This is a genomic window from Nostoc sp. FACHB-152 (assembly GCF_014697475.1).
Taxonomy (GTDB): Bacteria; Cyanobacteriota; Cyanobacteriia; order Cyanobacteriales; family Nostocaceae; genus Nostoc_B.
Window position 1 is genome coordinate 24,731 of sequence record NZ_JACJRV010000056.1, and the last position, 22,111, is coordinate 46,841.

General features: G+C 41.4%; 20 protein-coding genes and 27 tRNA genes. 7 read left to right on the top strand and 40 right to left on the bottom strand.

Annotation, left to right across the window (positions count from 1 at the left end):
- Positions 1–18: 18 nt before the first annotated feature.
- Positions 19–663 carry an AAA family ATPase gene (locus tag H6G76_RS26090; protein WP_017655427.1) on the top strand — a complete coding sequence of 215 codons (645 nt, stop codon included), beginning with the start codon at positions 19–21 and terminating at the stop codon, positions 661–663.
- A complete protein-coding gene (locus H6G76_RS26095) occupies positions 660–1,061 on the top strand; it encodes a hypothetical protein (protein WP_017655426.1) in 402 nt (133 codons plus the stop codon). Before H6G76_RS26090 ends, H6G76_RS26095 begins: the two co-directional genes overlap by 4 nt.
- Before the next feature lie 48 nt (positions 1,062–1,109).
- Here H6G76_RS26095 and H6G76_RS26100 read toward each other — a convergent pair whose 3' ends face one another.
- From H6G76_RS26100 to H6G76_RS26250, 31 genes are all read right to left on the bottom strand, one after another.
- A complete protein-coding gene (locus H6G76_RS26100) occupies positions 1,110–1,325 on the bottom strand; it encodes a hypothetical protein (protein WP_190707655.1) in 216 nt (71 codons plus the stop codon).
- Positions 1,326–1,346: 21 nt separating this feature from the next.
- Positions 1,347–1,429, bottom strand: a tRNA-Ser gene (locus tag H6G76_RS26105).
- 7 nt (positions 1,430–1,436) lie between these two features.
- A tRNA-His gene (locus H6G76_RS26110) sits at positions 1,437–1,510 on the bottom strand.
- Between the two features lie 6 nt (positions 1,511–1,516).
- Positions 1,517–1,591, bottom strand: a tRNA-Ala gene (locus H6G76_RS26115).
- Positions 1,592–1,594: 3 nt separating this feature from the next.
- Positions 1,595–1,669, bottom strand: a tRNA-Arg gene (locus H6G76_RS26120).
- A gap of 6 nt (positions 1,670–1,675) precedes the next feature.
- A tRNA-Val gene (locus H6G76_RS26125) sits at positions 1,676–1,751 on the bottom strand.
- A gap of 5 nt (positions 1,752–1,756) precedes the next feature.
- Positions 1,757–1,828, bottom strand: a tRNA-Gly gene (locus tag H6G76_RS26130).
- 45 nt (positions 1,829–1,873) lie between these two features.
- Positions 1,874–1,944, bottom strand: a tRNA-Gly gene (locus H6G76_RS26135).
- Between the two features lie 8 nt (positions 1,945–1,952).
- Positions 1,953–2,026: transfer RNA gene (locus H6G76_RS26140), tRNA-Thr, on the bottom strand.
- Between the two features lie 30 nt (positions 2,027–2,056).
- Positions 2,057–2,132 (bottom strand) — tRNA-Met (locus H6G76_RS26145).
- Positions 2,133–2,206: transfer RNA gene (locus tag H6G76_RS26150), tRNA-Leu, on the bottom strand.
- A 6-nt stretch (positions 2,207–2,212) separates the two neighbouring features.
- Positions 2,213–2,287: transfer RNA gene (locus tag H6G76_RS26155), tRNA-Lys, on the bottom strand.
- Between the two features lie 16 nt (positions 2,288–2,303).
- Positions 2,304–2,378, bottom strand: a tRNA-Lys gene (locus H6G76_RS26160).
- Positions 2,379–2,382: 4 nt separating this feature from the next.
- Positions 2,383–2,460 (bottom strand) — tRNA-Phe (locus tag H6G76_RS26165).
- Between the two features lie 20 nt (positions 2,461–2,480).
- Positions 2,481–2,554, bottom strand: a tRNA-Leu gene (locus tag H6G76_RS26170).
- Positions 2,555–2,557: 3 nt separating this feature from the next.
- Positions 2,558–2,634, bottom strand: a tRNA-Pro gene (locus tag H6G76_RS26175).
- 4 nt (positions 2,635–2,638) lie between these two features.
- Positions 2,639–2,716, bottom strand: a tRNA-Leu gene (locus H6G76_RS26180).
- Between the two features lie 5 nt (positions 2,717–2,721).
- Positions 2,722–2,795: transfer RNA gene (locus H6G76_RS26185), tRNA-Gln, on the bottom strand.
- A 5-nt stretch (positions 2,796–2,800) separates the two neighbouring features.
- Positions 2,801–2,876 (bottom strand) — tRNA-Asn (locus H6G76_RS26190).
- Positions 2,877–2,885: 9 nt separating this feature from the next.
- A tRNA-OTHER gene (locus H6G76_RS26195) sits at positions 2,886–2,983 on the bottom strand.
- Between the two features lie 6 nt (positions 2,984–2,989).
- A tRNA-Arg gene (locus H6G76_RS26200) sits at positions 2,990–3,063 on the bottom strand.
- Between the two features lie 6 nt (positions 3,064–3,069).
- A tRNA-Ser gene (locus H6G76_RS26205) sits at positions 3,070–3,157 on the bottom strand.
- Positions 3,158–3,161: 4 nt separating this feature from the next.
- Positions 3,162–3,246: transfer RNA gene (locus H6G76_RS26210), tRNA-Tyr, on the bottom strand.
- A gap of 126 nt (positions 3,247–3,372) precedes the next feature.
- Positions 3,373–3,446 (bottom strand) — tRNA-Glu (locus tag H6G76_RS26215).
- 149 nt (positions 3,447–3,595) lie between these two features.
- Positions 3,596–3,666, bottom strand: a tRNA-Trp gene (locus H6G76_RS26220).
- 3 nt (positions 3,667–3,669) lie between these two features.
- Positions 3,670–3,744, bottom strand: a tRNA-Ile gene (locus H6G76_RS26225).
- 5 nt (positions 3,745–3,749) lie between these two features.
- Positions 3,750–3,824 (bottom strand) — tRNA-Cys (locus H6G76_RS26230).
- An 85-nt stretch (positions 3,825–3,909) separates the two neighbouring features.
- Positions 3,910–3,985 (bottom strand) — tRNA-Asp (locus H6G76_RS26235).
- A gap of 200 nt (positions 3,986–4,185) precedes the next feature.
- On the bottom strand, positions 4,186–4,722 hold the full coding sequence (locus H6G76_RS26240; protein WP_190707657.1) for an HNH endonuclease: 537 nt from the start codon (positions 4,720–4,722) through the stop codon (positions 4,186–4,188).
- A 76-nt stretch (positions 4,723–4,798) separates the two neighbouring features.
- On the bottom strand, positions 4,799–5,014 hold the full coding sequence (locus H6G76_RS26245) for a hypothetical protein (RefSeq protein ID WP_190707660.1): 216 nt from the start codon (positions 5,012–5,014) through the stop codon (positions 4,799–4,801).
- Positions 5,015–5,146: 132 nt separating this feature from the next.
- The gene (locus H6G76_RS26250) at positions 5,147–5,707 is read right to left on the bottom strand and encodes a hypothetical protein (protein WP_190707663.1); all 561 of its coding nucleotides are present in this window, start codon (positions 5,705–5,707) and stop codon (positions 5,147–5,149) included.
- Positions 5,708–6,139: 432 nt separating this feature from the next.
- On the opposite strand from H6G76_RS26250, the gene H6G76_RS26255 reads away from it, so the two are divergent.
- The gene (locus H6G76_RS26255; protein WP_190707666.1) at positions 6,140–6,634 is read left to right on the top strand and encodes a DUF4365 domain-containing protein; all 495 of its coding nucleotides are present in this window, start codon (positions 6,140–6,142) and stop codon (positions 6,632–6,634) included.
- Positions 6,631–7,173 carry a hypothetical protein gene (locus H6G76_RS26260; RefSeq protein WP_190707670.1) on the top strand — a complete coding sequence of 181 codons (543 nt, stop codon included), beginning with the start codon at positions 6,631–6,633 and terminating at the stop codon, positions 7,171–7,173. Before H6G76_RS26255 ends, H6G76_RS26260 begins: the two co-directional genes overlap by 4 nt.
- A gap of 100 nt (positions 7,174–7,273) precedes the next feature.
- Here the strand turns inward: H6G76_RS26260 and H6G76_RS26265 are convergent, their stop codons facing one another.
- From H6G76_RS26265 to H6G76_RS26275, 3 genes are all read right to left on the bottom strand, one after another.
- A complete protein-coding gene (locus H6G76_RS26265; protein ID WP_190707672.1) occupies positions 7,274–8,563 on the bottom strand; it encodes an IS1096 element passenger TnpR family protein in 1,290 nt (429 codons plus the stop codon).
- A gap of 77 nt (positions 8,564–8,640) precedes the next feature.
- Positions 8,641–8,952, bottom strand: a complete 312-nt coding sequence (locus tag H6G76_RS26270; RefSeq protein WP_190707675.1) for a helix-turn-helix domain-containing protein — start codon at positions 8,950–8,952, stop codon at positions 8,641–8,643.
- The gene (locus H6G76_RS26275) at positions 8,939–9,337 is read right to left on the bottom strand and encodes a type II toxin-antitoxin system RelE/ParE family toxin (protein ID WP_190707678.1); all 399 of its coding nucleotides are present in this window, start codon (positions 9,335–9,337) and stop codon (positions 8,939–8,941) included. The genes H6G76_RS26270 and H6G76_RS26275 overlap by 14 nt, the downstream gene beginning before the upstream one ends.
- 231 nt (positions 9,338–9,568) lie before the next feature.
- On the opposite strand from H6G76_RS26275, the gene H6G76_RS26280 reads away from it, so the two are divergent.
- Together H6G76_RS26280 and H6G76_RS26285 are read left to right on the top strand one after the other, a co-directional pair.
- Positions 9,569–10,549, top strand: a complete 981-nt coding sequence (locus H6G76_RS26280; protein WP_190707680.1) for a GIY-YIG nuclease family protein — start codon at positions 9,569–9,571, stop codon at positions 10,547–10,549.
- A complete protein-coding gene (locus H6G76_RS26285) occupies positions 10,550–10,765 on the top strand; it encodes a type I restriction enzyme endonuclease domain-containing protein (protein ID WP_190707700.1) in 216 nt (71 codons plus the stop codon).
- A 246-nt stretch (positions 10,766–11,011) separates the two neighbouring features.
- On the opposite strand, the gene H6G76_RS26290 is transcribed toward H6G76_RS26285, so the two are convergent.
- The 4 genes from H6G76_RS26290 to H6G76_RS38135 form a co-directional block, all read right to left on the bottom strand.
- The gene (locus H6G76_RS26290) at positions 11,012–12,004 is read right to left on the bottom strand and encodes a tyrosine-type recombinase/integrase (protein WP_190707683.1); all 993 of its coding nucleotides are present in this window, start codon (positions 12,002–12,004) and stop codon (positions 11,012–11,014) included.
- Positions 12,005–12,506: 502 nt separating this feature from the next.
- Entirely contained in the window at positions 12,507–15,509 is a 3,003-nt protein-coding gene (locus tag H6G76_RS26295; protein WP_190707685.1) for a pPIWI_RE module domain-containing protein, read from the bottom strand.
- 44 nt (positions 15,510–15,553) lie between these two features.
- The gene (locus H6G76_RS26300; RefSeq protein ID WP_190707688.1) at positions 15,554–18,763 is read right to left on the bottom strand and encodes a hypothetical protein; all 3,210 of its coding nucleotides are present in this window, start codon (positions 18,761–18,763) and stop codon (positions 15,554–15,556) included.
- Entirely contained in the window at positions 18,760–20,043 is a 1,284-nt protein-coding gene (locus H6G76_RS38135) for a MerR family DNA-binding transcriptional regulator (protein WP_313934835.1), read from the bottom strand. The genes H6G76_RS26300 and H6G76_RS38135 overlap by 4 nt, the downstream gene beginning before the upstream one ends.
- A 260-nt stretch (positions 20,044–20,303) precedes the next feature.
- Between H6G76_RS38135 and H6G76_RS26310 the strand changes: the two genes are divergently transcribed.
- Positions 20,304–20,564 (top strand): hypothetical protein, encoded by a 261-nt coding sequence (locus tag H6G76_RS26310; RefSeq protein ID WP_179052095.1) that lies wholly within the window; start codon positions 20,304–20,306, stop codon positions 20,562–20,564.
- A gap of 267 nt (positions 20,565–20,831) precedes the next feature.
- Here the strand turns inward: H6G76_RS26310 and H6G76_RS26315 are convergent, their stop codons facing one another.
- Together H6G76_RS26315 and H6G76_RS37855 are read right to left on the bottom strand one after the other, a co-directional pair.
- Complete coding sequence (locus H6G76_RS26315) at positions 20,832–21,674, bottom strand: DNA adenine methylase (RefSeq protein WP_190707691.1); 843 nt, start codon at positions 21,672–21,674, stop codon at positions 20,832–20,834.
- Positions 21,667–21,990: a HaeIII family restriction endonuclease gene (locus H6G76_RS37855; RefSeq protein ID WP_190707694.1), complete on the bottom strand. Its 324-nt coding sequence runs from the start codon at positions 21,988–21,990 to the stop codon at positions 21,667–21,669. Before H6G76_RS37855 ends, H6G76_RS26315 begins: the two co-directional genes overlap by 8 nt.
- Positions 21,991–22,111 lie beyond the last annotated feature (121 nt).

Here is a 22,111-nt window from a genome sequence, read left to right on the forward strand (position 1 = left end):
TGCAGTAATTAAGTAAGTATGTCAGTAATTGCGTTTATCAATCAAAAAGGTGGTTGTTCCAAGTCAACATCTGCTGTACACATCAGCTGTTGGTTATCTCGCAAGGGGCACAAAGTTCACTTGCTAGATGCCGATGCCCAGCGTAGTAGTTCCATTTGGCTCCAGTCGATGGAAGGTGGCGAGATTCCTACTACTGTACTGCAATCACCCGATGAACTCTTAGAGCAAATCCCAGAATTAGCGCAAAAGTGTGATTATCTGATTGTGGATGGGCCAGCTGGTTTATCTGAAGCTAGCAGGGCGATATTATTCAGGACTGACCTAGCTGTGGTTCCCTGTCAGCCCACAGGTCTAGACCTACAATCTGCTAGTGATGCTGTTCGCCTGATTAAACAAGCTCAGTCAGTGCGTGGTGGTGCGCCCAAAGCAGCAATATTTGTTAGCCGTGCTGTCAAAGGGACAAAATTACTCGATGAAGCGATCGCACTGTTATCTAAAACAAAAGAGGTAACGGTGCTGAAAACGGTGATTCACCAAAAACAAGCGATCGCTGACACCTTTGGTCAAGCTGCAACCATTTGGGATTTATCAGGCCGTCCAGCAGCAGAATCAGGGCGGGAATATGAGCGACTATTTAAAGAAATTTTGGGGATGCTCAAATGACTAAAAAACGAAAATCCCTGGATGATGCCCTGGCGCGTGAGTTTGTTTATGGTGAGTCAGCTACAAAGGAAACTCTCCCACCGCAAGTGAACGCGAACCTGGAAGATGAGAAGGATGAGGAGCCAGCACCAGAACAACCAACAACTCAAAACCAAACTCAGCCAGAAGTGCAACCCCAGCCTACACCTACACCTACACATACACCTCAAGCAACCAAGCCTAGTATTATGTCCCAACTCCAGCCAGCCACTCCCAAGGAACCAACAATTAGACTAACTGTGGATTTAACTGAGTCAATGCACCGTAAGCTGTCTGTATTGGCGGCGAAGACAGGTAGGAAAAAGGTTGAAATTGTGCGGTTTCTGCTGGATGAAGCACTGAAAGAAGTTGAAGAGTAATGCAGTAATGCAGTAATGCAGTAATGCAGTATTTAAGTAAATAAGTATTTATGAGGCGATGCGTGTAATACTGCGATCGCCTTTTCTAATGCTTGAAAGAGCTTGTGGTACTGGTGCATTTGTGTTGGGTACGCTGCGATCAAGTCTTCTGGATGAACCACCACAAATGAAGGCGATGGCTCCACCCGCCGTAGGCATCGCAGAAATAATCCACCAGGGAGGTACTGCCCCTCCTATGACTGTGTTATCAGCACAGCGCCTCACTTTTCGGCTTCTGGTGGAAGGCGGAAGATGGAAGAATCGAACTCCCAGGTATTACCCTGCTCTAGTTTTCAAGACTAGTTGCCCTCCCTTGAGCAGCATCTTCCATTTAGGGGTGTCTGGCGGGACTTGAACCCGTTATGACTGGTTCCACAAACCAGCGCCGCGACCGCTTTGGCTTCAGACACCATCAGTGGAGCCAAGGGGATTTGAACCCCTAACCTCCTGTGTGCAAGACAGGCGCTCTAGCCATTTAGAGCTATGACCCCATGTGGCAGGAGTGAAGGGACTCGAACCCCTACAAATCGATTTAGAAGATCGATGCCCATCCATTAGGCGACACTCCCATCAATTGGTAGCCCTGACAGGAATTGAAAGAGCGACTTCCTCTTTGTAAGAGAGGCACTCTCCCCACTGAGTTACAGGGCTATGAAAGCGAGTGATGGGACTCGAACCCATACGCTGAGTGTGGCGCACTCAGATGCTAGCCACTACATCACACCCGCATTGACGAACTTATAAGGTTCAGAGCGATTGCCTTCGGCACGCTACGCGAACGACGAGACTCGAACTCGTACCGTGAGTTTGGAAGACTCTGATGCTGCCTTTACACCACGACCGCACTAATTAAGCTGGTGACAGGAGTTGAAAGAGCAACCTACTGATTACAAGTCAGTTGCTCTACCACATTGAGCTACGCCAGCAAAAGCAGACGGCGGGGACAGTCTGTATACTGGACGCGGGGGTGAGAGTTGCACTCACCGTTTGCAGCTTATGAGACTGCCGAGCCGCTCTTGCTCTATCCCCGCATACCCCTGACAGGAATCGAACCTGCAACAAACCCGGTTTAAGCGGGCTACGTCTGCCAATTGCGTCACAGGGGTAAAATTTGGTGGGCGCTACAGGGGTCGAACCTGTGTCAGCCTGATTAAGAGTCAGGAGCATAACCGTTCTGCCAAACGCCCATGTTTATTTGATATTTGGTGGGTCGCCCAGGGGTTGAACCTGGATAAGTCCGCTTAAAAGGCGGCTGCATACCCGCTCTGCCAACGACCCAAATTGGTACTCCCGACAAGAGTTGAAAGAGTAAGAATTCCGTATTTCAAACGGAAGCGTTTACCAATTTCACTACAGGAGTATGGTTGGGCAATTGCCCAGTACCCTTGGTGGGAGTCGAACCCACAAAATCTGGTTTCTAAGACCAGCACGTTTGCCAGTTTCGTCACAAGGGCAAATGGTCGGGATGGTAGGATTTGAACCTACGGCTCCTTGTCCCCAAAACAAGGCTTCTAGACCACTGAATTACATCCCGATATTGGTACTCCCGGTGGGATTTGAACCCACACACAGACTGTTTTTGAGACAGCCGCCTCTTCCAATTGGGCTACAGGAGTATAGGCTGGGAAGGAAGGAATTGAACCCTCAAACTTCGCATTCAAAGTGCGACGGCTTTGCCTGTTTGCCTACTTCCCAATAAATGGCTGCCCCAGTAAGAGTCGAACTTACAACAAAAGCGGTTAACAGCCGCTTGCTCTGCCATTGAGCTATGGGGCAATGTGCCAGTCCCCCAGGTCAGTATCGAACTGACGACCTCCTGTTCTTCTCCTATCGGAGACGCTACGCGAACAGACAGGCGCTACTACCAACTGAGCTACCAGGGGATAAGGCGAGAACGGAGGGACTTGAACCCCCAACCTTCAGGTTCGTAATCTGAGATGCAATCCAGTTACACCACGTTCTCATAAGGCGGAGAGAGAGGGAGTTGAACCCACAGTGAGATGCTGAATCCCACGACTGTTTAGCAAACAGCTTGCCCTGCCAATAGCAATCTCTCCATAATGGGCCGGGTAGGATTTGAACCTACGAAGCACATAGGCATCCGTTTTACAGACGGCTTCCTTCAACCGGACTTGGATACCGACCCAAATCAACGTTCACTTTGCAGAAATACATCCACAAGGGATGGAGTGAAGGGGAATCGAACCCCTATCCAGCAAGCGTCCGTTTGTTGGTTTCGTTGCTGTCGATCGCCATTCGTCACCCCATGAGGCAGTGCAGACGGGACTCGAACCCGCTAATTACACGCTTGAAAGACGTGCCGCTCGGCCACTTCGCTTCTGCACCAAGAAAAAGATTTCTACCACATACAAGTTTGAGAAGCTGTTTTTAACAGCCTCCAGGTTTGGCGGAGGCTGTAGGAGTCGAACCTACTTCGGTTTTTTTAGACCGATTAACCAATATGTAAGCTTCTCGTGTTAGGACACGCAGTAGAACGCACAGACAAGGATTTGAACCCTGACCAAAGGTTTTGGAGACCCTGATGCTGCCGTTACACCATCTGTGCATTTGGTAGCAGCGATGGGAGTTGAACCCATATACTCTCGGTTATGAGCCGAGTACCTTGCCGTTAGGTGACGCTGCAACGTCTGGAGTCCAGGGCGAGAATTGAACTCGCTGGGGGAGGTTTTGCAGACCAACACCCTACCATTAGGCGACCTGGACATATTTGGAAGCCGTGACGAGAGTTGCACTCGCTTCTCTCTGAGTGAGAACAAGAGCGACTTTTCTATTCGTCCACAAGGCTACACGGGGATGATGGGATTTGAACCCACGTTATGAAGCTCGACAGGCGACTGCTTTAAACCGGACTAAGCTACACCCCCACGTTGGGTGGCAATTATTCAGTTTTCATGGTTCTGAGGTGTTTGCTCTATGCCTTGTTGAGAGGCTGTAGTGCTTTACTACATTTATGCTACATAATGTATTACAAAGTGTCAAGGGCGTACTACAAAATTTTTTTGAGAAGTGAGAGGACATTGTGATGTAATTGCGGTATTGTCCTCTCTGACTAGGATTGAGTAAATTACTCAGATTCACTCAGGCGTTGTGCGTTCCAAAATTGTTCAGCAAATGCAACTGCTGGGTGAATTGGGGCTTTGGGCTTGGTTTTCAGTATCATTCCTGCTTCATGCGGCAAGCGATCGCTCTTGGTTGAGTTGCATTTTTCACACGCTGTGACAACGTTGTCCCAGGTATGCTGTCCACCCTTTGAGCGGGGGATTACATGGTCAAGCGTTAAATGCTTGGTGCTACCGCAGTATTGGCAGGTGTGGTTGTCTCGTCGCAAAACTTCACGACGGTTTACAGGCGGTACTTTCCAATGACGTTCGGGATTGCCAACGGTTAAGCGGATGTGTTCGGGTACTTGTAATACAACACTGGGAGAACGTACTTCCCACTGTTTTGTAGTACCAAAATTCACAGACTCTGCTTGACCTGTGACTAATAGCACTATTGCCCGTTTAATGTTGATGCGTGCTAGTGGTAGGTAGTTTTTAGAGAACACCACCACTGAGTTTTGTAATATGTGTGGTTGCCTAAAAGGTGGTTGAGCTTCCATGTGATTCACTCCTAAAAAAATAACCCCCGCCTCTGGATGAAAAGAAGCGGGGGTTAGGTCATCGATACTTTTGTCCCTATGTTGGTGCTAGACATCTGCACCTCCCGCTCTGAATAAGTTGATCTGGATTCAGCCATTCAGCAATTGCTCCTAAAATGCCAACACTTGCAGATTTACCGCCGCCACAGCGATATGTACCCTCAAACGCAAACAGCGCAACAACTCTGCCTAAACCCTTGTTGGGTTGGCAATGTATCGCGCTACTAATGGTTAAGGACAATCTGCGGCTCATTGAATGCTTGTAGTATTTGTAATGGATAATTATTTTAATAATACAGTTGTAGTATGTATTTGTCCACCGCACAGTTCTCTTGGATGAAGAGGGCGATCGCAGTTAACCCACTGATTTGCTTTCGATTGGAGTTTACTTGATGGGATGGTAAAGTCCATCATCTTGATAGCGCCACGCTGTACTACTTGGATCTCGATTGCGGCTCCAACTCTCAAATTCAGATTGACTTTTACTTTTTTGCTCACGCGCCAGGGTAGCCGTATCAACTCCCAATCTTTTAGCTAAATTCTCTGCTAGGAATGGTTGAAGTTCTATTGATTGGGGAACTTGGCTATTGTACGGGTAAGCCTGCCTTCTTGCACTTTTGTAGCGCTGCCCTTCTAATTGGGTTAGCCTAGTTGCCAAAGTTTCTAGCCTTTGTTCTAGGCTGCTCAACCGTTGGGAATGCTGCCCTAATTTATTATCTACACGGGATTCTACACCATTAGCAAGACGGTCTAATTCTGTTTCTAGTTGGGAAAGACGGGTTTCTACATCAGTTTCCATACCATCTACTTCACCCAGGACGTAACGTAGACCCTGAATCACTAAATCTGTGGCAGTGGTGTTGCGCTCTTTGGCTGCGGCTCTGAGCGCTTCGACTAAGGGCTTGGGTAGTTTGAAGTTGATTGATTCCCGTTCAACTTTCGCCATTTCTACACTTGGTTATACACATCCGGTGTAGACAGTTTACCGCTTTGTGATGGCTTTTCCCCCAGAACTGGGAGCGATGATCAAAGACCCGCCTTTAGAGCGGAACGCTCCGCGAACGGCAATTGCGCGGAACGCAGTGCAATCATGCAATCACAGCTTGGAGAGGCGAGACAGATCGGGCGTAGAGGTTGTTACATTCTCGACGCTTGACTGTGTGTGATGGCGCAGCCCGCCGCAGGCATCACCTGACGGGGTAATGGGAGGCTGGATTGTCGCGTCACCACCCATCAATATTTCTTCCACCCACCCCGGCGCTGCTGGGTGCAGTTTGCTCTAATTAATCGTAACTAGGAATAATTACGGCTAATTTAGGTAAATTTATCAATAGTATGTGCTGTTTTTTTCTATGAAACATTCCCTGATGATAATTTAATGGACATCAATCAACAAAAAGAACAATTTAGCATTACCTATGTTAGAGCCATCGCCGCCGTTGCAGGTTATTCTTTATATAGACCAGAAGTTGATAACGACAGCGTAGATTTAGGCATAGTTAGCAGAGGTGGCACAGGTAAAATCCTTTCTCCTAGACTAGAACTACAACTAAAATGTACAGCTAGAGATATTATTGAGGAAAATTATATTAAATATCCCCTCAATCTCAAAAATTATAATGATTTAAAAATCAATGCCCTTGTCCCTCGGATCTTAGTACTCGTTTTAGTTCCTGAAAAGATAACAGACTGGATAAAACAAACCGAAGATGAACTGTGTCTAAGACATTGTGGTTACTGGGTATCATTGCGCGGAATGCCAGACACCGAAAATCTAACCAATGTTACTATTGAAATACCCCGTAGTAATCAGTTGACACCCCTATCACTCCAATCCATTATTCAACGCATTAGTTTTGGAGATTTGCCATGAAAGTTACTATCAAAGATAGTGAAATACTCAAAACTGTTAACCCTGATGTTATCCAGGCACACTTGCAAGCAACAGGTTGGCATGAAACAGGGCGTATATATAATGATGCTGGGGCAATTTGGCGACTGAAAAAAGATGCCACTCCTGAATATGAAATCTTGCTACCTCTCCAACATAATTTAGGAGATTATGCCGAAAGAATCAGCGATATATTAAAAACATTATCGGCAGTAGAAAATCGTGACCAAGTTGATATATTAAGTGAATTTATTACCAATTATCCCAACTTCACGGTTCTTGGTGTAGTCATGCAAATTGCTACTCCTTCTCTTGATAAATTGAGTGGAGAAATTACTTTACTTGGGTCAATTTTTGAAAAATTACAAGAAATAAAAACCGAACTAGCTGACCATGATTATATCTTAGCTATTAAAGCTTATCAGGAACGTTTACCAATTCGTTGCACAGGCGATTTAGTAAAAGAAGACAGTCATTTCATTCTCAAAAATCCTCAAAAAATTCAAATTGATAATATTTAAATCTTTAGGTCTTGCCTAAATAAGTTCTGATATCGAGCCACTCATCTACTTTTGCAAACGCTATAAATTAAGCAAAGATGTATTTTTAGAACAATAAATTTTAATCTTTATCAGGTTCTATAAAATATACTTGCCATTCTCGTTCTTCTTGCTCTGGAGGTTGACCATGAGATTCTAGAACTTGTGGTTGTTTTATCTGACTATTGTCAGTGTCAATTTTCTCTAGATATAAATCAAATTCCCATTCTTGGAGTAAATCAAAGATAAATTGTAAATGACTACCTACCTCTAGGGAGAAATCACCTAAGCGAAAATCGCAGGTATTAGGGGGAATTTCGACAAAAGGATGATTAAATTCCCTAGTTCTTCCTAAACGGTCTTTGTAAATAAATCTGTAGAGGTGTTCCGGGTCAAAATCAAATGCTTGCACAATTGTGGCAGCGACTTCATCTAAATTCAAGTCACTAGGAATAGCAATCCGCCGCCAAGAATCTTGCAAAGTGGCTTTAAATATATAAATACCCTCTGTAAAACCGCCTTTGGCAATCACTAAAGTTTGTGACCATTCAGGGAAATAAGGTTGGAAATCAGGTTTTAAATTGTCAAAAGCAATGCGAAAATCTTCTCTAATTTCGGCATAATCTTCTACTTTTATATTTGAGCGACTTTCTGTTAATACAGCCATGATGGCATTCCCCCAATGCAAGGGTTTTACATGAGTAAAACGCCAGCCTTTAGCGGCTTGTGGTTTGACTGATGTCAGTTCAATTAATCCAAATAAATGTAAAAGAGCGAGATTATGGAAACCAGGATAATAAACTAATTTATCTTGTTCTGAATAATTAGAGAAATTTAATCCTGATTCTGAGAGATTTTGCCAAAACAATAAACAGCGATATGCTTGGTCAAACATATCTCTTTGGTCGCCTAATAGTTCACTTTCTCCCCAAACTAACCAAGATTCTAACAGGGTGAAATATTGTTCTGTGGGGTTTAATCCTTGCCACATTGACAGAAGATTTTGGTCTAAAACCAATTTGGTCTTTTTACCTTCGGTAATAACTTGAGACAGTCCAGAGGTGCGGAGGAGGAAATAAAGACCGTGAATATAAGGATAGGATTTTTGTACAGGACGTTTGAGATTAATATCTATGGAATAACTCAATTGAGAGTTAAGTTGCTGAAGATATTTAAGGGAGAATTGATGATGAGTGCTACTAACTTCAACGCCTTCGGGTTGGAGAAATTCTAAAATAGTTTGAAAATCCCGCAGAATTTTTCCTGGGGTATTTTGACTGATGGTTTGTTGTTGAAGTAGTTGTTTTTTATCTGACGTCAGTGGTAGTTTATCTTTGATTTGTTCTGGAATAAGAGAAAATAGTTTAATCATCTGACTTGAGAGGAGGAATTTGTTCGGCGGTTAATTTAACCACTTGACCATCTTGCCAATTTGGGAATAACGTCTTACTATGCGCTCTGTTCATGTTCCAGTGGAGTCAAATGAATCACTACTCGCTGATTAAGAGCCTGAGCGATTTTTTGAAGCATTGACAGAGAGTGTCCCTCGTAATCAGCATCTTCTAGCCGTGCAATTACAGGCTGTTTTGTGCCAATCAGTTCAGCCAGTTGTTTCTGTGTTAACCCGGCTTTTGTTCTAGCTTCATAAATCAACTGTGCTACTTCTGCATTGATTGAAGCTTCTGCTACCATTGCTTCAAGCTCAGGGTCGCTGCTAGTCATTTGGTCAATGATTTTTATTGCATCGCTAGTCTTCGCCATCCTCTTGTTCCTCTACGTAGGTGTGAACTTCTGGGTTTTCTTCAAATAAAAGCTTTCGTGCTATCGCCCGTTCAATATCAATTGGTGGTACAGCTGCTTCTTCCTTTGTAATGGCGTGTGCGAGAATTGCCACATTTTGCCCATGAAAGAAGTACAGAATGCGATATTGCACATGAATATGCTTTGCTCTAAGCTCATATATCCCGTCGCGCAAGTAATCAGCCGCCGGGCGACGGAGTTCGTAACCTGAAGCCGCAAGTTGTTTGATTCGAGCAACACAGTTTGCATAACCTTTGCGGTCTTCTTTCAAAAGTCGCGTCAGCCATTTAAGGACAGGAACTTCTCCTTCTTCTTCCTGGTAGAAAACAACACGGGTTTCAGGCACAGCATACCCTCTAAATATATCAATATTGTTATATTAAGGCAAGGGAGGAAACGAAACGCGCGGCCTATATGACGTTTCTCCTTAAATTGAAAAATCTAACTTTGTTACAAAAATGCCAACTATTAAAGTTACAGATGACGTTTTTTTGGTTGCAGTTTACACTAAGTATATTCTCCTATCTACAAGTTTAAAAAATCAGAAGTAAATATTAAATAATAATTGGCACTATATATGAATGCTGACGAGTCAATTTTAAATTTAGAGAAGGTTGATTTAAAAAATAAACATTTGTTACCAGAATATTCAGGCATTTACTATGTATTAGATGAAAACAATATAGTATGGTACATAGGAAAAGCAAAAAATCTTAAAAAAAGATGGAATGGTAAAGCGCACCATAGACTTTACCAATTATCATCACAGAGTAGAAAAAAGTTTTATATATATTACAAGAAGTTAAGCTTCATCAACCTAGATGAAGAAGAGAAAAAATTAATAGCACAGTACAGACCGCATCTTAATAGCAGTCCAGTCAAGAAAAAAAGGGTTTTACCTGCTGAAAATCTGTTAAGAGAAACAATACTCAAATTACCAGATTTTTTAGTAGTTTTAGGTATAGAGCCACCCAGACAGATAAATAAAAATGCCATCACACCTGACTGGTGGTTAAAAAATAAACTAGCAGGACTACAAATTATTCATCTTGTACTTGATTGGGAAAAACTAAGAGAGTTCGCCGAACAAGATATAGAAATATCTAGTGGTATATTAGGTTATGTATTTGGGACTAGAAAAGCTTATGCTAACCTTTGGGAAGCACCACACAAAGAATATGTAAGAAGATATGGTGTAGTCCAGTGCAGGATTTTGGTAAATGGGTATGTTGTTGAAGTCAGTGTTTTAGATAACGTTAGTCAGATTTTAACTAAAACTAGAATGGGGACTTTAGCTGGTGAGCAAATAAAAATTGTAGAAGCAGATATATTAGATCAAATCAAAGCAGACCTAAAAATTCCAATTCCCAAAGATTTTGTCAATCAAATAAAACCTTACTTGCATGACCCCATAAAATTAGTTTTTAATGATGACATTGATGGAGAAAGTCTAGGAAAACAAATATACAAAATAAAAGAAGAGTATAAGCAAGGTCTTAGAGGAGTTGGTAGTAGAATTGCCAAACGAATTTCTAAAGGTGAATCCAATGCCTCATAAATCGCCAGCAACGCCACCATTGACTGGACTGTGAAAAAAGTGTCAAAGCTAACCTGCACCCGGTTAATCAAGCGCCTGCTGCGGAAATATGGCTATCCGCCAGAAAAGCAGGAGAAGGCGACGCTTCCTGTGCTGCAACAGGCAGAGTTATTGTGTAGGGATTGGGCGGCGTGCGGTTTGATGACGATCACAATTTCAAAAGCTGGTTCAGCTTAAAGAGTAGATTAATTTTCTTGTTTCAATTGGGCAGTATCAAAGTGACTGCGGTTATGAAGGCTATAGTGCTTGGGGTATTACTGTAAAAGATCCTCTAATTTTTGATGTACCTATTGTTGATGTATTTGCACCAGAAGATACTTATAGCGAAGATTTCTGGGAACCAGAAACAGGAGCAGATTTAGCGGATTTTTTATTTGCATTAGAAAGGCCATTTAAGAGTGAATAGTTAAGCAAAATAGCATCTTAAATCAATTCTGATATCGAGTCACTCATCTGCTTTTGCAAACGCTGGCGGTTATCATCATATTTCAATACCGTCTGCACTTGGGCGTGTCTGCTGAATCGCTGCGTAGCGCGGTAGTTGCCATTATTGAGATCCAATACAGTAGTAATCGCACTGTGGCGGACACGATGGGGTGACATCTTCTTAGTAATTCCGGCTTGCTTACATAACCCATCCACCAATCGCCTAATTGCCTCCCCGGTTAATCTCGCTCCATTCTTGTGATAAGCCAGCACCGTAAAAAGCGGGTCTGACCCACGTTTTTTCTTACTCGCTTTAATCCAACTGGCGATCGCCGTTGCGGTTTTATCCGATAAATCAAGCACTTCCTTTTGGCTACCCTTGCCTTTACCTAGAATAGAGAGCGTTTTCTCCTTCGGGTTAAAGTCATGCACATTTAAATTGACAATCTCATTGCGGCGCAAGCCATTATCCCAAAGTAACCGTAGAATCGCATAGTCACGCTTGCCCTTCAAGGTGTTTTGGTCAACCAGTGCGATAACTTGGGCATAGTCAGTAGCAGCAATACCTGTAGTGTCGCGGTAGGTTTCAACCCTTTCACCTTTGACATCATCTAAAGAGAAATTGCACACACCCAGCCGCCGCCCCATTGCAACCATCGACTTGATAGCACTGAGCCGACGATTCACCGTAGCTTCAGCCAGTTTTTTCTTGATGAGATGTGCCTTGTACTTGAGAACCACAGCAACGGCGTGACGCTGTTCCAGGTGCAGAAACTCTAACACTAAATCCCGGCTGGGTTCTTTCTTGGCAACGAAATTGAAGAAATCTTTCAGGTCTTTTTGGTATTCGCGTTTCGTGTTGGGCGATCGCTTATCCCCGATCAGCTGCTGAATCACGTCGGGGTCATTCTCTAGCGAGAAATCTTCCCCGATCGCTAAGGCCAAGGATTTTTCTAAAACACTCAGATTCTCCGGGTGAATGGGTGTCATAGCGCAGCAGAGATTTGGGAAGTTGAATACTCTTGCTCTATCTTAGTTGAACAGGAGTGATTTTTCTTATAAGTAGTGTGAAAAGTGTGATTGTCGCACTATGTCCTGACACAGGTGAGGGAGGAGTTTGAAAAGTATTTGTCAGATAATTGACAATTGAAGAGGGTGATAGGGAGAAATTTTCTTCGATAAAAGTGTAAGGATTGACGAGGAAGTACGTGATCTGACGGTCAAAGAGCAGAGAGGTGACAGTAACGAACACCATCATCCATCTTTTGGGGTTAGGGTGTTCCAGGGTGTGTTGAGCAGAGGTAGGGATGACAATAGTTGATAGCAATACTGCTATCAAAATCGTCTGTACTTGCTTCTATACCCCTGGTTGATAAATCATTGCTATCAGTGAGTGATATCAATTTTGAGCAGCTGGCTCTGGCGACAGCTACCCTTGTTTTGGGCTTACTCAAGCCCATGTTTTTGCTTTGATCAAGCTATGAGATGACATTTATTCGTCTTCTGAAGAATCTTCATCCACCATCAAAACATAATCTCCCATCTGCGCTGCTAGGTGAAGAACAATTGGACGAGCTAAGGTGTCTTTGTATTGCAATGCCATCCGACGCAATTCATGCGTCAATACTGCCCAATGCCAAGGTTCATCTTTTGGTTGTATGCAAGCCACTACTAACTCAAGTATTGCAGGGTTTGACCAGTGGAGTTGAGGTTTATCCAATTTACTGAAATCTCGTTTTTCCTTTGGCATTGTATTAGACTTTTGCCCAATACTAAGAAATATACGTTCATTGCTGTTCGTATTAAATAGTCCCTCTGTCGCTACACTTATTTGTTCAAGTTCCAGCAAATTATCAAACAACTTCACCTTCTGTTTCTCTTGATCATGCAGAGCATACCATTCTGGAGTTTCTCCATCTTGGCGTACCCGAACTACGCGAAGTTTTGACATCATTTGAGGAGATTCAGTGCCAAAAACTATCCCATCTTGAGATATTTGTGTATCTTGTAGCCATGTCCAATACCTTCGGATATTTTGAGCATCACAGAGTAGTAATGTATCTTTACCCCTTAACTCTTTGGTTTGCAGCATTCGTTTGATAAATCCTTTTATCTCCTTTTTTAACTCGTTGTTATCTCCTGTAATAGATGTTCCTTTTGAGTTTATCTTTCTTAAAGCTTCATCGTAGGGTATCCAATCAGATAGACCGTTAAAAGTAGCTTCAATTGTTTGAGAGTCAGAACGCATTTTCACCATAACTGGGATGAGTTGTTGTTTCCCATGCGCGCTGGTTTTAGAAGTGCGATTAACCAACCATAAACCTACATAAGTAAGAGGTTCAGGAAGAATTGCTGATGGAATAACTATACGAGGTGGAGCTATCTGTACTCCCAGCGACCGGAGTAGGTCTAAAAAAGATGTTATGGCTTTCTGTGGTAGCTCTTCTTGTAATCTATTAATTTCATTCTGTTCGTGCCTGTTTAACTCTCTTCCTTTATCTTTTGCTGTCTTTTCATATTCCTTTTTTAATTCCTCATGTTCAGGGACAAGAAACTTAGATACCCTGTCAATTTTATCTTGAACAAAGCCTAAGCGAATAGCTGCTAGGGGGTCTGTCCATTCAGGTTTCCAATGGTTTTCGCCATAAAGTTCAACTAATACCCCTACTTTCCCTGTGACAGGTTGCATTTGATTAACAGTTTTTGCTACTTCAGCTTTTCTACTCTTAATAGCTTCTTCTCGTTGTTTGGAATTTGGTTTTTTTGTTTTATCTGTAGATAAAGCTAAACGTTCTGCTAATTTACCTATTTCTTGCGTGCGTATAGTTACAGTCAAATCTATATCTGGGAAATTATGAATACCCGTTGTCGCTGTCTTCAACCCCAGGCAATACCATATCGCTTTTATAAGTGCATCCCGTGTTGACTCATTAATATACCAAATTTCGATGGTTAGCTCTTTGCCAATACAGTTACGTATGGCTTCACAAAGTCTTTTACTCTCTGAGCGGAGTTTTTCTGTAAATTCTTCTAATAAATTATCGTATCTAATTTTAAATTCTTCATCTGTTTCATCTTCTTTTTTATGAAAAGTATTTCTCTCTGATTCCTGTTTTATTAAAAGCTTTTCGTACCTAGCTTTAAATTGCTCCTCGGAAACGTTATATTTACTTTTAAGTTTATCTCTCTCTAATTCTTGTTTTTTTAAAAATTTATCGTACCTATCTTTAAATTGCTCCTCTGATTCCGCTTTTTTTCTTTTTGGGATACCCATAGTCCAAGATGTACCATCAGGCTTGGGTAAATCAAATATTTGAGCAGATTGCTTAGTATTTATTTGATAATTAAACCGCTCATCTTCTATTAGTTCCCAATCATCTTTTAACAACAATGCTATTTGTTCAGCTAATTGACGACGGTTGGTTGGTGGCAATCCTTTACCTACTTTATGACCTGGAATTATCCCATCTTTGTAGGTAACACAAATGTTAGGAATATTTGAGAAATTAAGTGCTTGTGTGGGATTAGCTAAAATTTGCTCTGGGGTATATGGAAGCGGGTTGAATTGATCTAATAACCCAGCTAAGTTATTATTCCACTTAGGCTCTCCTTTCCATACCAGTGGAGCGACTTGAAAGTATTCGGTATAACCGTAAGGATTTAATCCCTTCCATTGAAGCTTGGTACGAATATACACAGAACTAGCTTGCCCTCCTGGTAGCAAACCAGTATCATTTCTACTGCACCACCGCCGGATACTCATATCACATTGCAGTTGAGGATATGGCTGGAATGGAACCGTTTGTACTTTCAAAGTCAGAACTATTGAGTAATAGTAAGTATGTTTGTTTTCTGTGTACGATAGCGGAGGCCAAGATATCAACTCTGCTCCTGCTCCTTCTATTGGCGCACAGCGATAGAACTGAATTGTTTCATCACTTAATTTGAACTTTAAGTTTGGGTCACTCAGTTGTGTTGCTAGAATATCAGGCAATAGGATAAATCCATCTGCATTTTCAGTAATATTGGCGGTTCCATTAGCATATTTTTTCCATAATTCCGTTTCTAGAGTCACCATTTCCCACTTGAAATTGTTAGGGTTCGACAGTTGCTGCATTACAGCTTGTCGTTGGTCAAAGGTTATCCCTTTCTTGCGCTTGTTTGGGTGTTCATCTGGAAACTCAGTATCTAGCCAATGAGAGAAAATTACTGATAATTTATCTATTGGAATTTCAACTGGACTATATAACCAATTTTTCTCCCAAATTTTACCAATGTAAATTAAACCAGGGATACTTGCCCGTAGAGCTTCATTGAGTGATGTGATGGGAATACCAACTTTATCTTTAGGGCGGCTATCTCTCTCGGCTACAAGATTTTTTAATGAGTCTTTAACTGTTTCTGGAAACTTCAGTGCATAAAAATTTTTAGCGGGTAAGTTGTGTTTGAGGCGGAAAGCACACAGGCGGATTTTGTTGTATTTAGGTGATGACATAAATCAAATTATTTGTAAATTTGTGAAATGTTTACGGAAGAACATCAGAAAAGATTTTTAGTTTTGGCGATCGCTTCATAAAATGGGCGATAAAGAGCTTGAACTATCTGCCTATCCCGTTGGGTAATCTGAAAATCATCCTCCTCAAAATAAGGTTGTAGCAAATCTCGGATGCCAATAAGGATACTTGTTGAAGGGGTATCCTCTTGTTCATTCATCTGTGCAACATTAAGCCCAAACTTGGCATCGCACCAAAAGAGTTCTGCATTACTACTGCCGCGAATAAGCCGACCTACTACCTGCCAAAGTGAAACAGCAATATCCCAATGCATAGCAGGTAAGTTTTTTTCATCAAGAGTTCTTAGCCTTACTGGTAGGTGTAGCAACCGCAACCATTGACGATAAGCTGTGTCTCGAAAATTATTACCTAAGTCTTCCAGATTTTCTGACTCAAATGTTTTGTAATTTTCAATTGCCCAACGGTTTATGGAGTGAATCGCATAACTGAGGTCATCAGGGCTTGGGTGGGGTAAAACCAGGAAGTAAGCTGCCCCAATTACTGCCATTCCTTTCTCATCAACAATATTGTGACCACGCTCTATCGCTTTTAGCGGGGCTATTAGAATTACCTTGTCAGGTTTATTGGCAAACTCAGATACTCGTCCTCTTTGCAATGTGTTATGACTTTCATTCTCTGAATCATCATCTAGCCATTCAGATTTATTATCATCTCTTGTTAAAGCTATAACTCGATTTCCCCACCCTAGACGAACTAAATGTTCGTGGACTATTTTTACTTGTTCATAGCTATTAACTACCAACAATATTTTTCGTCCTTTAAGGTCTATTAGTTTCTGTTCTAAATATTCTTCCTCTACTAACTTCGTGACAATTTTCTCCAAGTTCTTCTGTTTTTTATCCCCTGTTCCTGATACAAAGATTGGTCGATTTTGCTCATCGTATAACGGTAAAAACTCAGAGGAGATTGAAAATCCCTTATTAGTATTTGGTGACAGGACTCCGGTTACTGGTACATCAACGTGGTATGCCGGAGATTTACCCGCCCAACTTGTTCCTGACATCAGCAATATATGCGGACTTGCTATGTTGTCACTGGCGAACAAATCATTGAAATGTAGAAGTGACCAACGACCAACACCCGTACAACGAAAAAACCGCAGACTTCCTAACTGTTCTTTATAAGATTTGTGATACTGGAATGCCAACTGATTTCCCATTGGCATCGCGGGAATTATTGCGTTGTAGTCTGCGGGTGGTGCTTGAAACCACATTGAATCTTCTGCTTCTAGTTTGAGGGTATCTTGTACTTGCCTCCAGTGACGCATCATAAAGTAAAGTTTGTTTTGTAGAACGCAGACTAATAATGCAAACTCTAACTTAACGGCAATTTCTTGAATCTTCTGTGGTTCTAAAGGAATAGTGGCTTGTTTCTTGACCCATTCAATAAGAGAATTTTTCTTACCACTGGCTTTATGAGTGAGGGTAAAAAGTAAATCCTTGTCATTGTCTAGATTATTTATATAAGGTTCAAATATATCCTTCATTAAATTATCGGCATTTTCTGTTCCGGCTAAATCAATAGCAACTTCTCGCAATAGCAACCAATCTGTAAAATATTTTTTACTATTTTGCCATTGAGATAATTCAGGATAGTCCCCTCCTAACATCCAATAAATTTGGTCTGTGACTCGTTTAGCTTGTTGAGAAGCATCCCACCAATCGCTGACGATTTTTTTGCTAAGTGGTTGAGAATTTTGACGTACCAATTCAGCTTCAACCTTTTGCAAAACTTCATCTAACCAAGCATCTCTTGTTGGTCGGCGTAATGTTTGCTCTGGGCTAAATGCCTTATCTAGATAAGCTTGATATTGGTCTACTTCATCCACAATTACTAAGTCACTACGCCTCCAAACCAACTCAGCATAAAGTAAGCTTTCTTGGTTGATCTGCTGTGGCACCCTACTATAAATTAGACTTCCCGGTGTAGCAATCCAGATGGAACCTTTTACTAAATCTCGTTCTTTTTGATGGAAAGAGCATACGCTGTAAGCAGGACAAGCCATTTTCGCTTTTAGTGACTCTGACTGTTTCTCATCTGCCTCATTATTTTCTATATCCGTTGATTCTGATTTTTTAATAAGTTGTAGAGAGAGACAAGGTTGTTTGCCTATTTCAAACGGTTTTGACATTTCTGGGTTAACCAAACCGCTCAGCAAGCAAGTATTACTTATCCATTGAAAACCAGGATGTTCTTGATTGAATGGTTCTTCAGGATGGTTATTATAAACAGCTTGATGTAATCGATTAATATGACTCTTTCTGTTTGAATTTCCTAAAATTGGGGCAACATCGGTTACTCCTACATCAGCAAAAGTCTTAGCCAATTCAAAAATTTGAAGGATATCTCCTACGATTAACGTGATGTGTAATCCTTTTCTTGCTGCCCAAACTGCCAGAACTTTCATTAAGTTGGATTTGCCTGATGATACCATCCCTACTAGATGCATCATCTTGTTGATGGTTAGAGATTCAACTTGGACTAAACAATCATTATCATTAAAAACCTGTAATTTGACATTCTTTATCCATGTTTTCCAGTGGGATTTTAGCCCCCGCTTACTACATTGTCTATCCATCCATGCTGCGGTATCTTCTAGCTCTCTCCAAGTTATACAAAGTGGCTCTCGTAGGGATTTACCACTTAAATTGTGTCCGTTTGGCGGAGACTTTACAAGAGCAGAAGGGATTGTAATTGTTTCTATGATTCCATTTACTTCACACTTATATGTCTGGTCAGCTTCTGCCCATTTTATTTCGCGTCTTTTATATAATGGGATAGGATTTTTTAATGTTTTGGCATATACGTCAAATCTAAAATTGGCAATTGTTATATTGCTATTGATTTTAAACTCTTTTAAAGATTCAGATACTTCATAGCCCCTCTGGTCTGCGGCCAAATTACGATAATTATTCAGTGCTTCTGACCATACATAAGGTCTTCTATACTCTGTTAATAGATAACGCCCAGAGGCATACATTTTATGTTGCAACTGACTCCAGCTTTTGGATTCTGGAATAGAGAAAGGATAACCAGTCAGCAATACCCATAGACTACTTGCGGGAGCATTAGGAACTAAAGAACTTAATAAATACAGTCCTAACTCTACATCACATAAATTCTCGTCTAATCCTTCTTTGATTAGTCGAGTCCGCCATTCTTTTGTATTTCTCATAATTGACAAATTTTTAATTTTTTCTCAACTGCTTTTATAAAAGTCCCTTCAAACATTGCCTGAGACTTTTTTAATTTAACTGGACAGTGATTTATAAACTCTTGAATATACTCGTCTCCATACTCTCTAATTTCATCAGCAAATACAAAAAATGCTTCGTGGTATGGCTGATGGGGAAGTCTAGGTATAGGCTCGTTAACCTTTTTAGCTAAGTTATATGCAGATTCCCAAAACTTTACGTCAACTGCCCAGACTGTTTTATCAGGAAAGACAATATGCAGGTCGTATTTATCAAAATCTGGATAGAGAGTTACTTCTAATCCTAACTCCTTCATACGTTTTTCTATTCTTAGTTCTGCACACCCTGGTCGATGAATAAAATATCGCAGCCCTTTTTTCAGCCATAAAACTTGGTCATCTTTATCACATTCAAAAGGAACTGGAGCTTTTTTTTGTTTAGCACAGTGTTTGTTTTCACACTTTAATTGATTGTCCACAGTCCGATGCATTAACCCGCCACAGTGACCGCAGCAATAAAACTTTCCCTGTTTTTTGTAAGAAGCAGGAGCTTCTTCATAGCTATCTTCTAAGACTTTTTGTAATGGCTTGAGTTGCAGAACTGCTTTTACATCTCGCTCGCCCTTTGTGATTACAGGGTTGCTAACAAGTAAACGGCGAAACTCTATATATAAGTTTGGGTTTTGTGCAGATTTTCTAAAAACTTCTTCCATCACCTCTTTTTGAATCCGCTCGGCTTCGCTAATATATGAACCATCTAACTCAATACAAAAACCACTAGGCTTTTGGTCTTCAACAAATTGAACATCTTTCCACTCTTCTGGACAGTTAATTTCAATAGTCCAATCTCTAATAGGATGTTCCGCCCAGTTACTGAGGAAATCTGGAACCCCTTGAGGTTGGGTTTTACTTTGCATTACACAATTAGCTTGTAATTTTTCTACTCCTAGTTGCAGAACTGCTGGGTAAGGGAAAAGTTTTAGCTTTTGCATTTGTTGTGCATACTGAACTATTCCCTTAGCTATCTGACGCAGGGTTGGTTCATCTGTTGTCTTGACATTTTTTGAGCTTGCCTTTGGTTTTGTATCAGGTTTATCGCCTGGCACGTAGGAGTTAATGTCAAATCTTCTCTGCCCAGATGGGGTTCGGATTGCCTTAATTTTGCCCGCAGCTTCCCATCGTCTCAAGGAGTCAACGCTCACTCCCAGCCGTCGTGCTGCCTCTTTTGGGCTTACATACTCTGAAATTGGTTTTTCCTCAATTCTTGTTTTTTACTATAGCATTGTCTAGCTTTACCTATGCAAACCTATGCAAAAATTTATGAAAATATCCATGAGGGGGGCTGGATAACTTATATATAAAGGCTTCTGGCTCTTCAAAAAAAAACCTTGATGCACTCCTTATGCTTCTGAAGCGTGCTGCGTAAGTCCTATCTCTTAAATATTCGCGATCGCACCCTTAGCTTGCCGCATTGAATACAGTCTGTTATCTTGGACTGGTACAAATTTACTAAATAATCTATATGCCCCAAAATCGGCGTACTAGCGCAGAAATGGCTTCTTTAGCTTCTGTTATCCTTAACGATCCACGTTCTAGTGCTACATCAAAGCAGCTTGCTGCATCTGTTTTGTCTCAGGCAGCACCTTCAGACCCTAGAGGTTATGGTCAACGCAGAACTAGCGCAGAAATGGCAAGTCTTGCTAGTAAGGTTCTTGCCAGTCACTTCTCTACTGACATTGACAAAGAGTTGGCAGGTTCTGTCCTCTCTCAAAGGGCATATTAATTCAATTCCGCCTTCACTTGCGATCGCTCCATAGCGATTTAAAGGCTACTTGGATGCTCAAGCCAGGAAGTAATCTGATTTCAGACAAAAAGTAGCCTTTTGTCCGTTTGTAAGAAAACTGAATATTCAGAAAAATTACTTTATCTTATTGACAAAATATTCTATATCTTCCAAAGCTTTTTCATAGTTTCCACTGGGAAGATTTACTTCTGTTCCATCTGGCATTTTATATACCACTAACTTAAATCACCGCTAGTTCTAAACTTTTTATACAACTTCCATAATTGTAGGCAAAATGTATGATTCAACAGGATAGTTAGTGATGAACAGCTCCTTGCCTTTGTCTGCCTTCCCCTGTTTGTAGTTGTTCATCCCGTATTGCAACTCCCATTCATAAATGTAGGCAAAGGCAAAGTTACGCCGCACTTGTTCACAATTATCGTAAGTGATCAACCATTTATGTGAACATTCCGCCATCAGCTTGGCAAAGCGAGAATGGTCAAAACAGGTATGCAGATCACCTTTCTTACCATAAAGCTTAGATTGAGTCTTGCTGAGATAAGGTGGATCTAGAAAGATAAATACATCATCCCCTGGTTCAGTAAGTAGGGTGCTGTAATCTAAGTTAGTCACACGGGTATTAATAAAACAACCATCCAAGGCTGCTAACCGCTCAATCGAAGAGTCTGTAAACCGACTTTTGAAAGAAGCACTACTATAACCGCCACTCTCAATCGTTCCCGAAAAGGTAATCCGGTTAAGAACAAAGAACCGCACCGCACGATATAGTGGACTCATGGTACTTGTATCTGCGGCAGCGAGAGATTTAAACAAGGCACGTCCATCTGTTGTCTGTTTTTTTACTTTCCAGACAGACTCAACTAGCTCTGGTAGATTAGTTTTGACCATGAACCAGAAGTAATACAGTTCTGGGTTGAGATCATTAACCCAGCAAGGCATACTAGGATGCTGCTGTGAAACATGAAAAAATACAGAACCTCCGCCAACAAAAGGTTCGCGGAACTCCTTAAATTTAGGAGGTAGGTAGTGAGCAATTTGAGGAATTGCCTTTTGTTTACCGCCGGGATAACGTAATGGACTTTTAAGCATAAGGAATTATCGTAGCAGGAAGCGGATTTTTTAGTGCTTTAGTATCAAATTTCAAACTAGGAGAGTTTTTAATTTGGCTGGATGCGGTATGTAAGCGCATAGAAATTTCCCATCCATTATTAAAAATCAAATTTACATACTGTCTGTTGACCGTTGCTATCACATTAGTAGGGATTTGGATTTGTGCAAACTGCTGAATAGTCAGGGTTTTGGCGTGAGTATCAACAATAATTTTGTAGTAATTCACATCACCAACAAGGTACTGAAATAACTTAGTGGCACAAATGGAAGCATGGCTATTAATAAATTGGCTCACCAAATGACAGACGGGAGTATCTTAAGGGGCTACAAAAAGGGCTAGAATGCAGACAGAATAAGTCTCATAGCTCTTTGACCTTGTTGGTAGAAAGGACGCTTATTAGGACTTAATGTCAATA

What these genes read in the sequence shown, in the direction of transcription:
- H6G76_RS26300 (WP_190707688.1), bottom strand. Translation starts at nt 18,763, where the DNA reads ATGAGAAATACAAAAGAATGGCGGACTCGACTAATCAAAGAAGGATTA.
- H6G76_RS26260 (WP_190707670.1), top strand. Translation starts at nt 6,631, where the DNA reads ATGAAAGTTACTATCAAAGATAGTGAAATACTCAAAACTGTTAACCCT.
- H6G76_RS26095 (WP_017655426.1), top strand. Translation starts at nt 660, where the DNA reads ATGACTAAAAAACGAAAATCCCTGGATGATGCCCTGGCGCGTGAGTTT.
- H6G76_RS26270 (WP_190707675.1), bottom strand. Translation starts at nt 8,952, where the DNA reads ATGGCGAAGACTAGCGATGCAATAAAAATCATTGACCAAATGACTAGC.
- H6G76_RS26090 (WP_017655427.1), top strand. Translation starts at nt 19, where the DNA reads ATGTCAGTAATTGCGTTTATCAATCAAAAAGGTGGTTGTTCCAAGTCA.
- H6G76_RS26280 (WP_190707680.1), top strand. Translation starts at nt 9,569, where the DNA reads ATGAATGCTGACGAGTCAATTTTAAATTTAGAGAAGGTTGATTTAAAA.
- H6G76_RS26240 (WP_190707657.1), bottom strand. Translation starts at nt 4,722, where the DNA reads ATGGAAGCTCAACCACCTTTTAGGCAACCACACATATTACAAAACTCA.
- H6G76_RS26245 (WP_190707660.1), bottom strand. Translation starts at nt 5,014, where the DNA reads ATGAGCCGCAGATTGTCCTTAACCATTAGTAGCGCGATACATTGCCAA.
- H6G76_RS26310 (WP_179052095.1), top strand. Translation starts at nt 20,304, where the DNA reads ATGCCCCAAAATCGGCGTACTAGCGCAGAAATGGCTTCTTTAGCTTCT.
- H6G76_RS26315 (WP_190707691.1), bottom strand. Translation starts at nt 21,674, where the DNA reads ATGCTTAAAAGTCCATTACGTTATCCCGGCGGTAAACAAAAGGCAATT.
- H6G76_RS26255 (WP_190707666.1), top strand. Translation starts at nt 6,140, where the DNA reads ATGGACATCAATCAACAAAAAGAACAATTTAGCATTACCTATGTTAGA.
- H6G76_RS26295 (WP_190707685.1), bottom strand. Translation starts at nt 15,509, where the DNA reads ATGTCATCACCTAAATACAACAAAATCCGCCTGTGTGCTTTCCGCCTC.
- H6G76_RS26265 (WP_190707672.1), bottom strand. Translation starts at nt 8,563, where the DNA reads ATGATTAAACTATTTTCTCTTATTCCAGAACAAATCAAAGATAAACTA.
- H6G76_RS26250 (WP_190707663.1), bottom strand. Translation starts at nt 5,707, where the DNA reads ATGGCGAAAGTTGAACGGGAATCAATCAACTTCAAACTACCCAAGCCC.
- H6G76_RS26290 (WP_190707683.1), bottom strand. Translation starts at nt 12,004, where the DNA reads ATGACACCCATTCACCCGGAGAATCTGAGTGTTTTAGAAAAATCCTTG.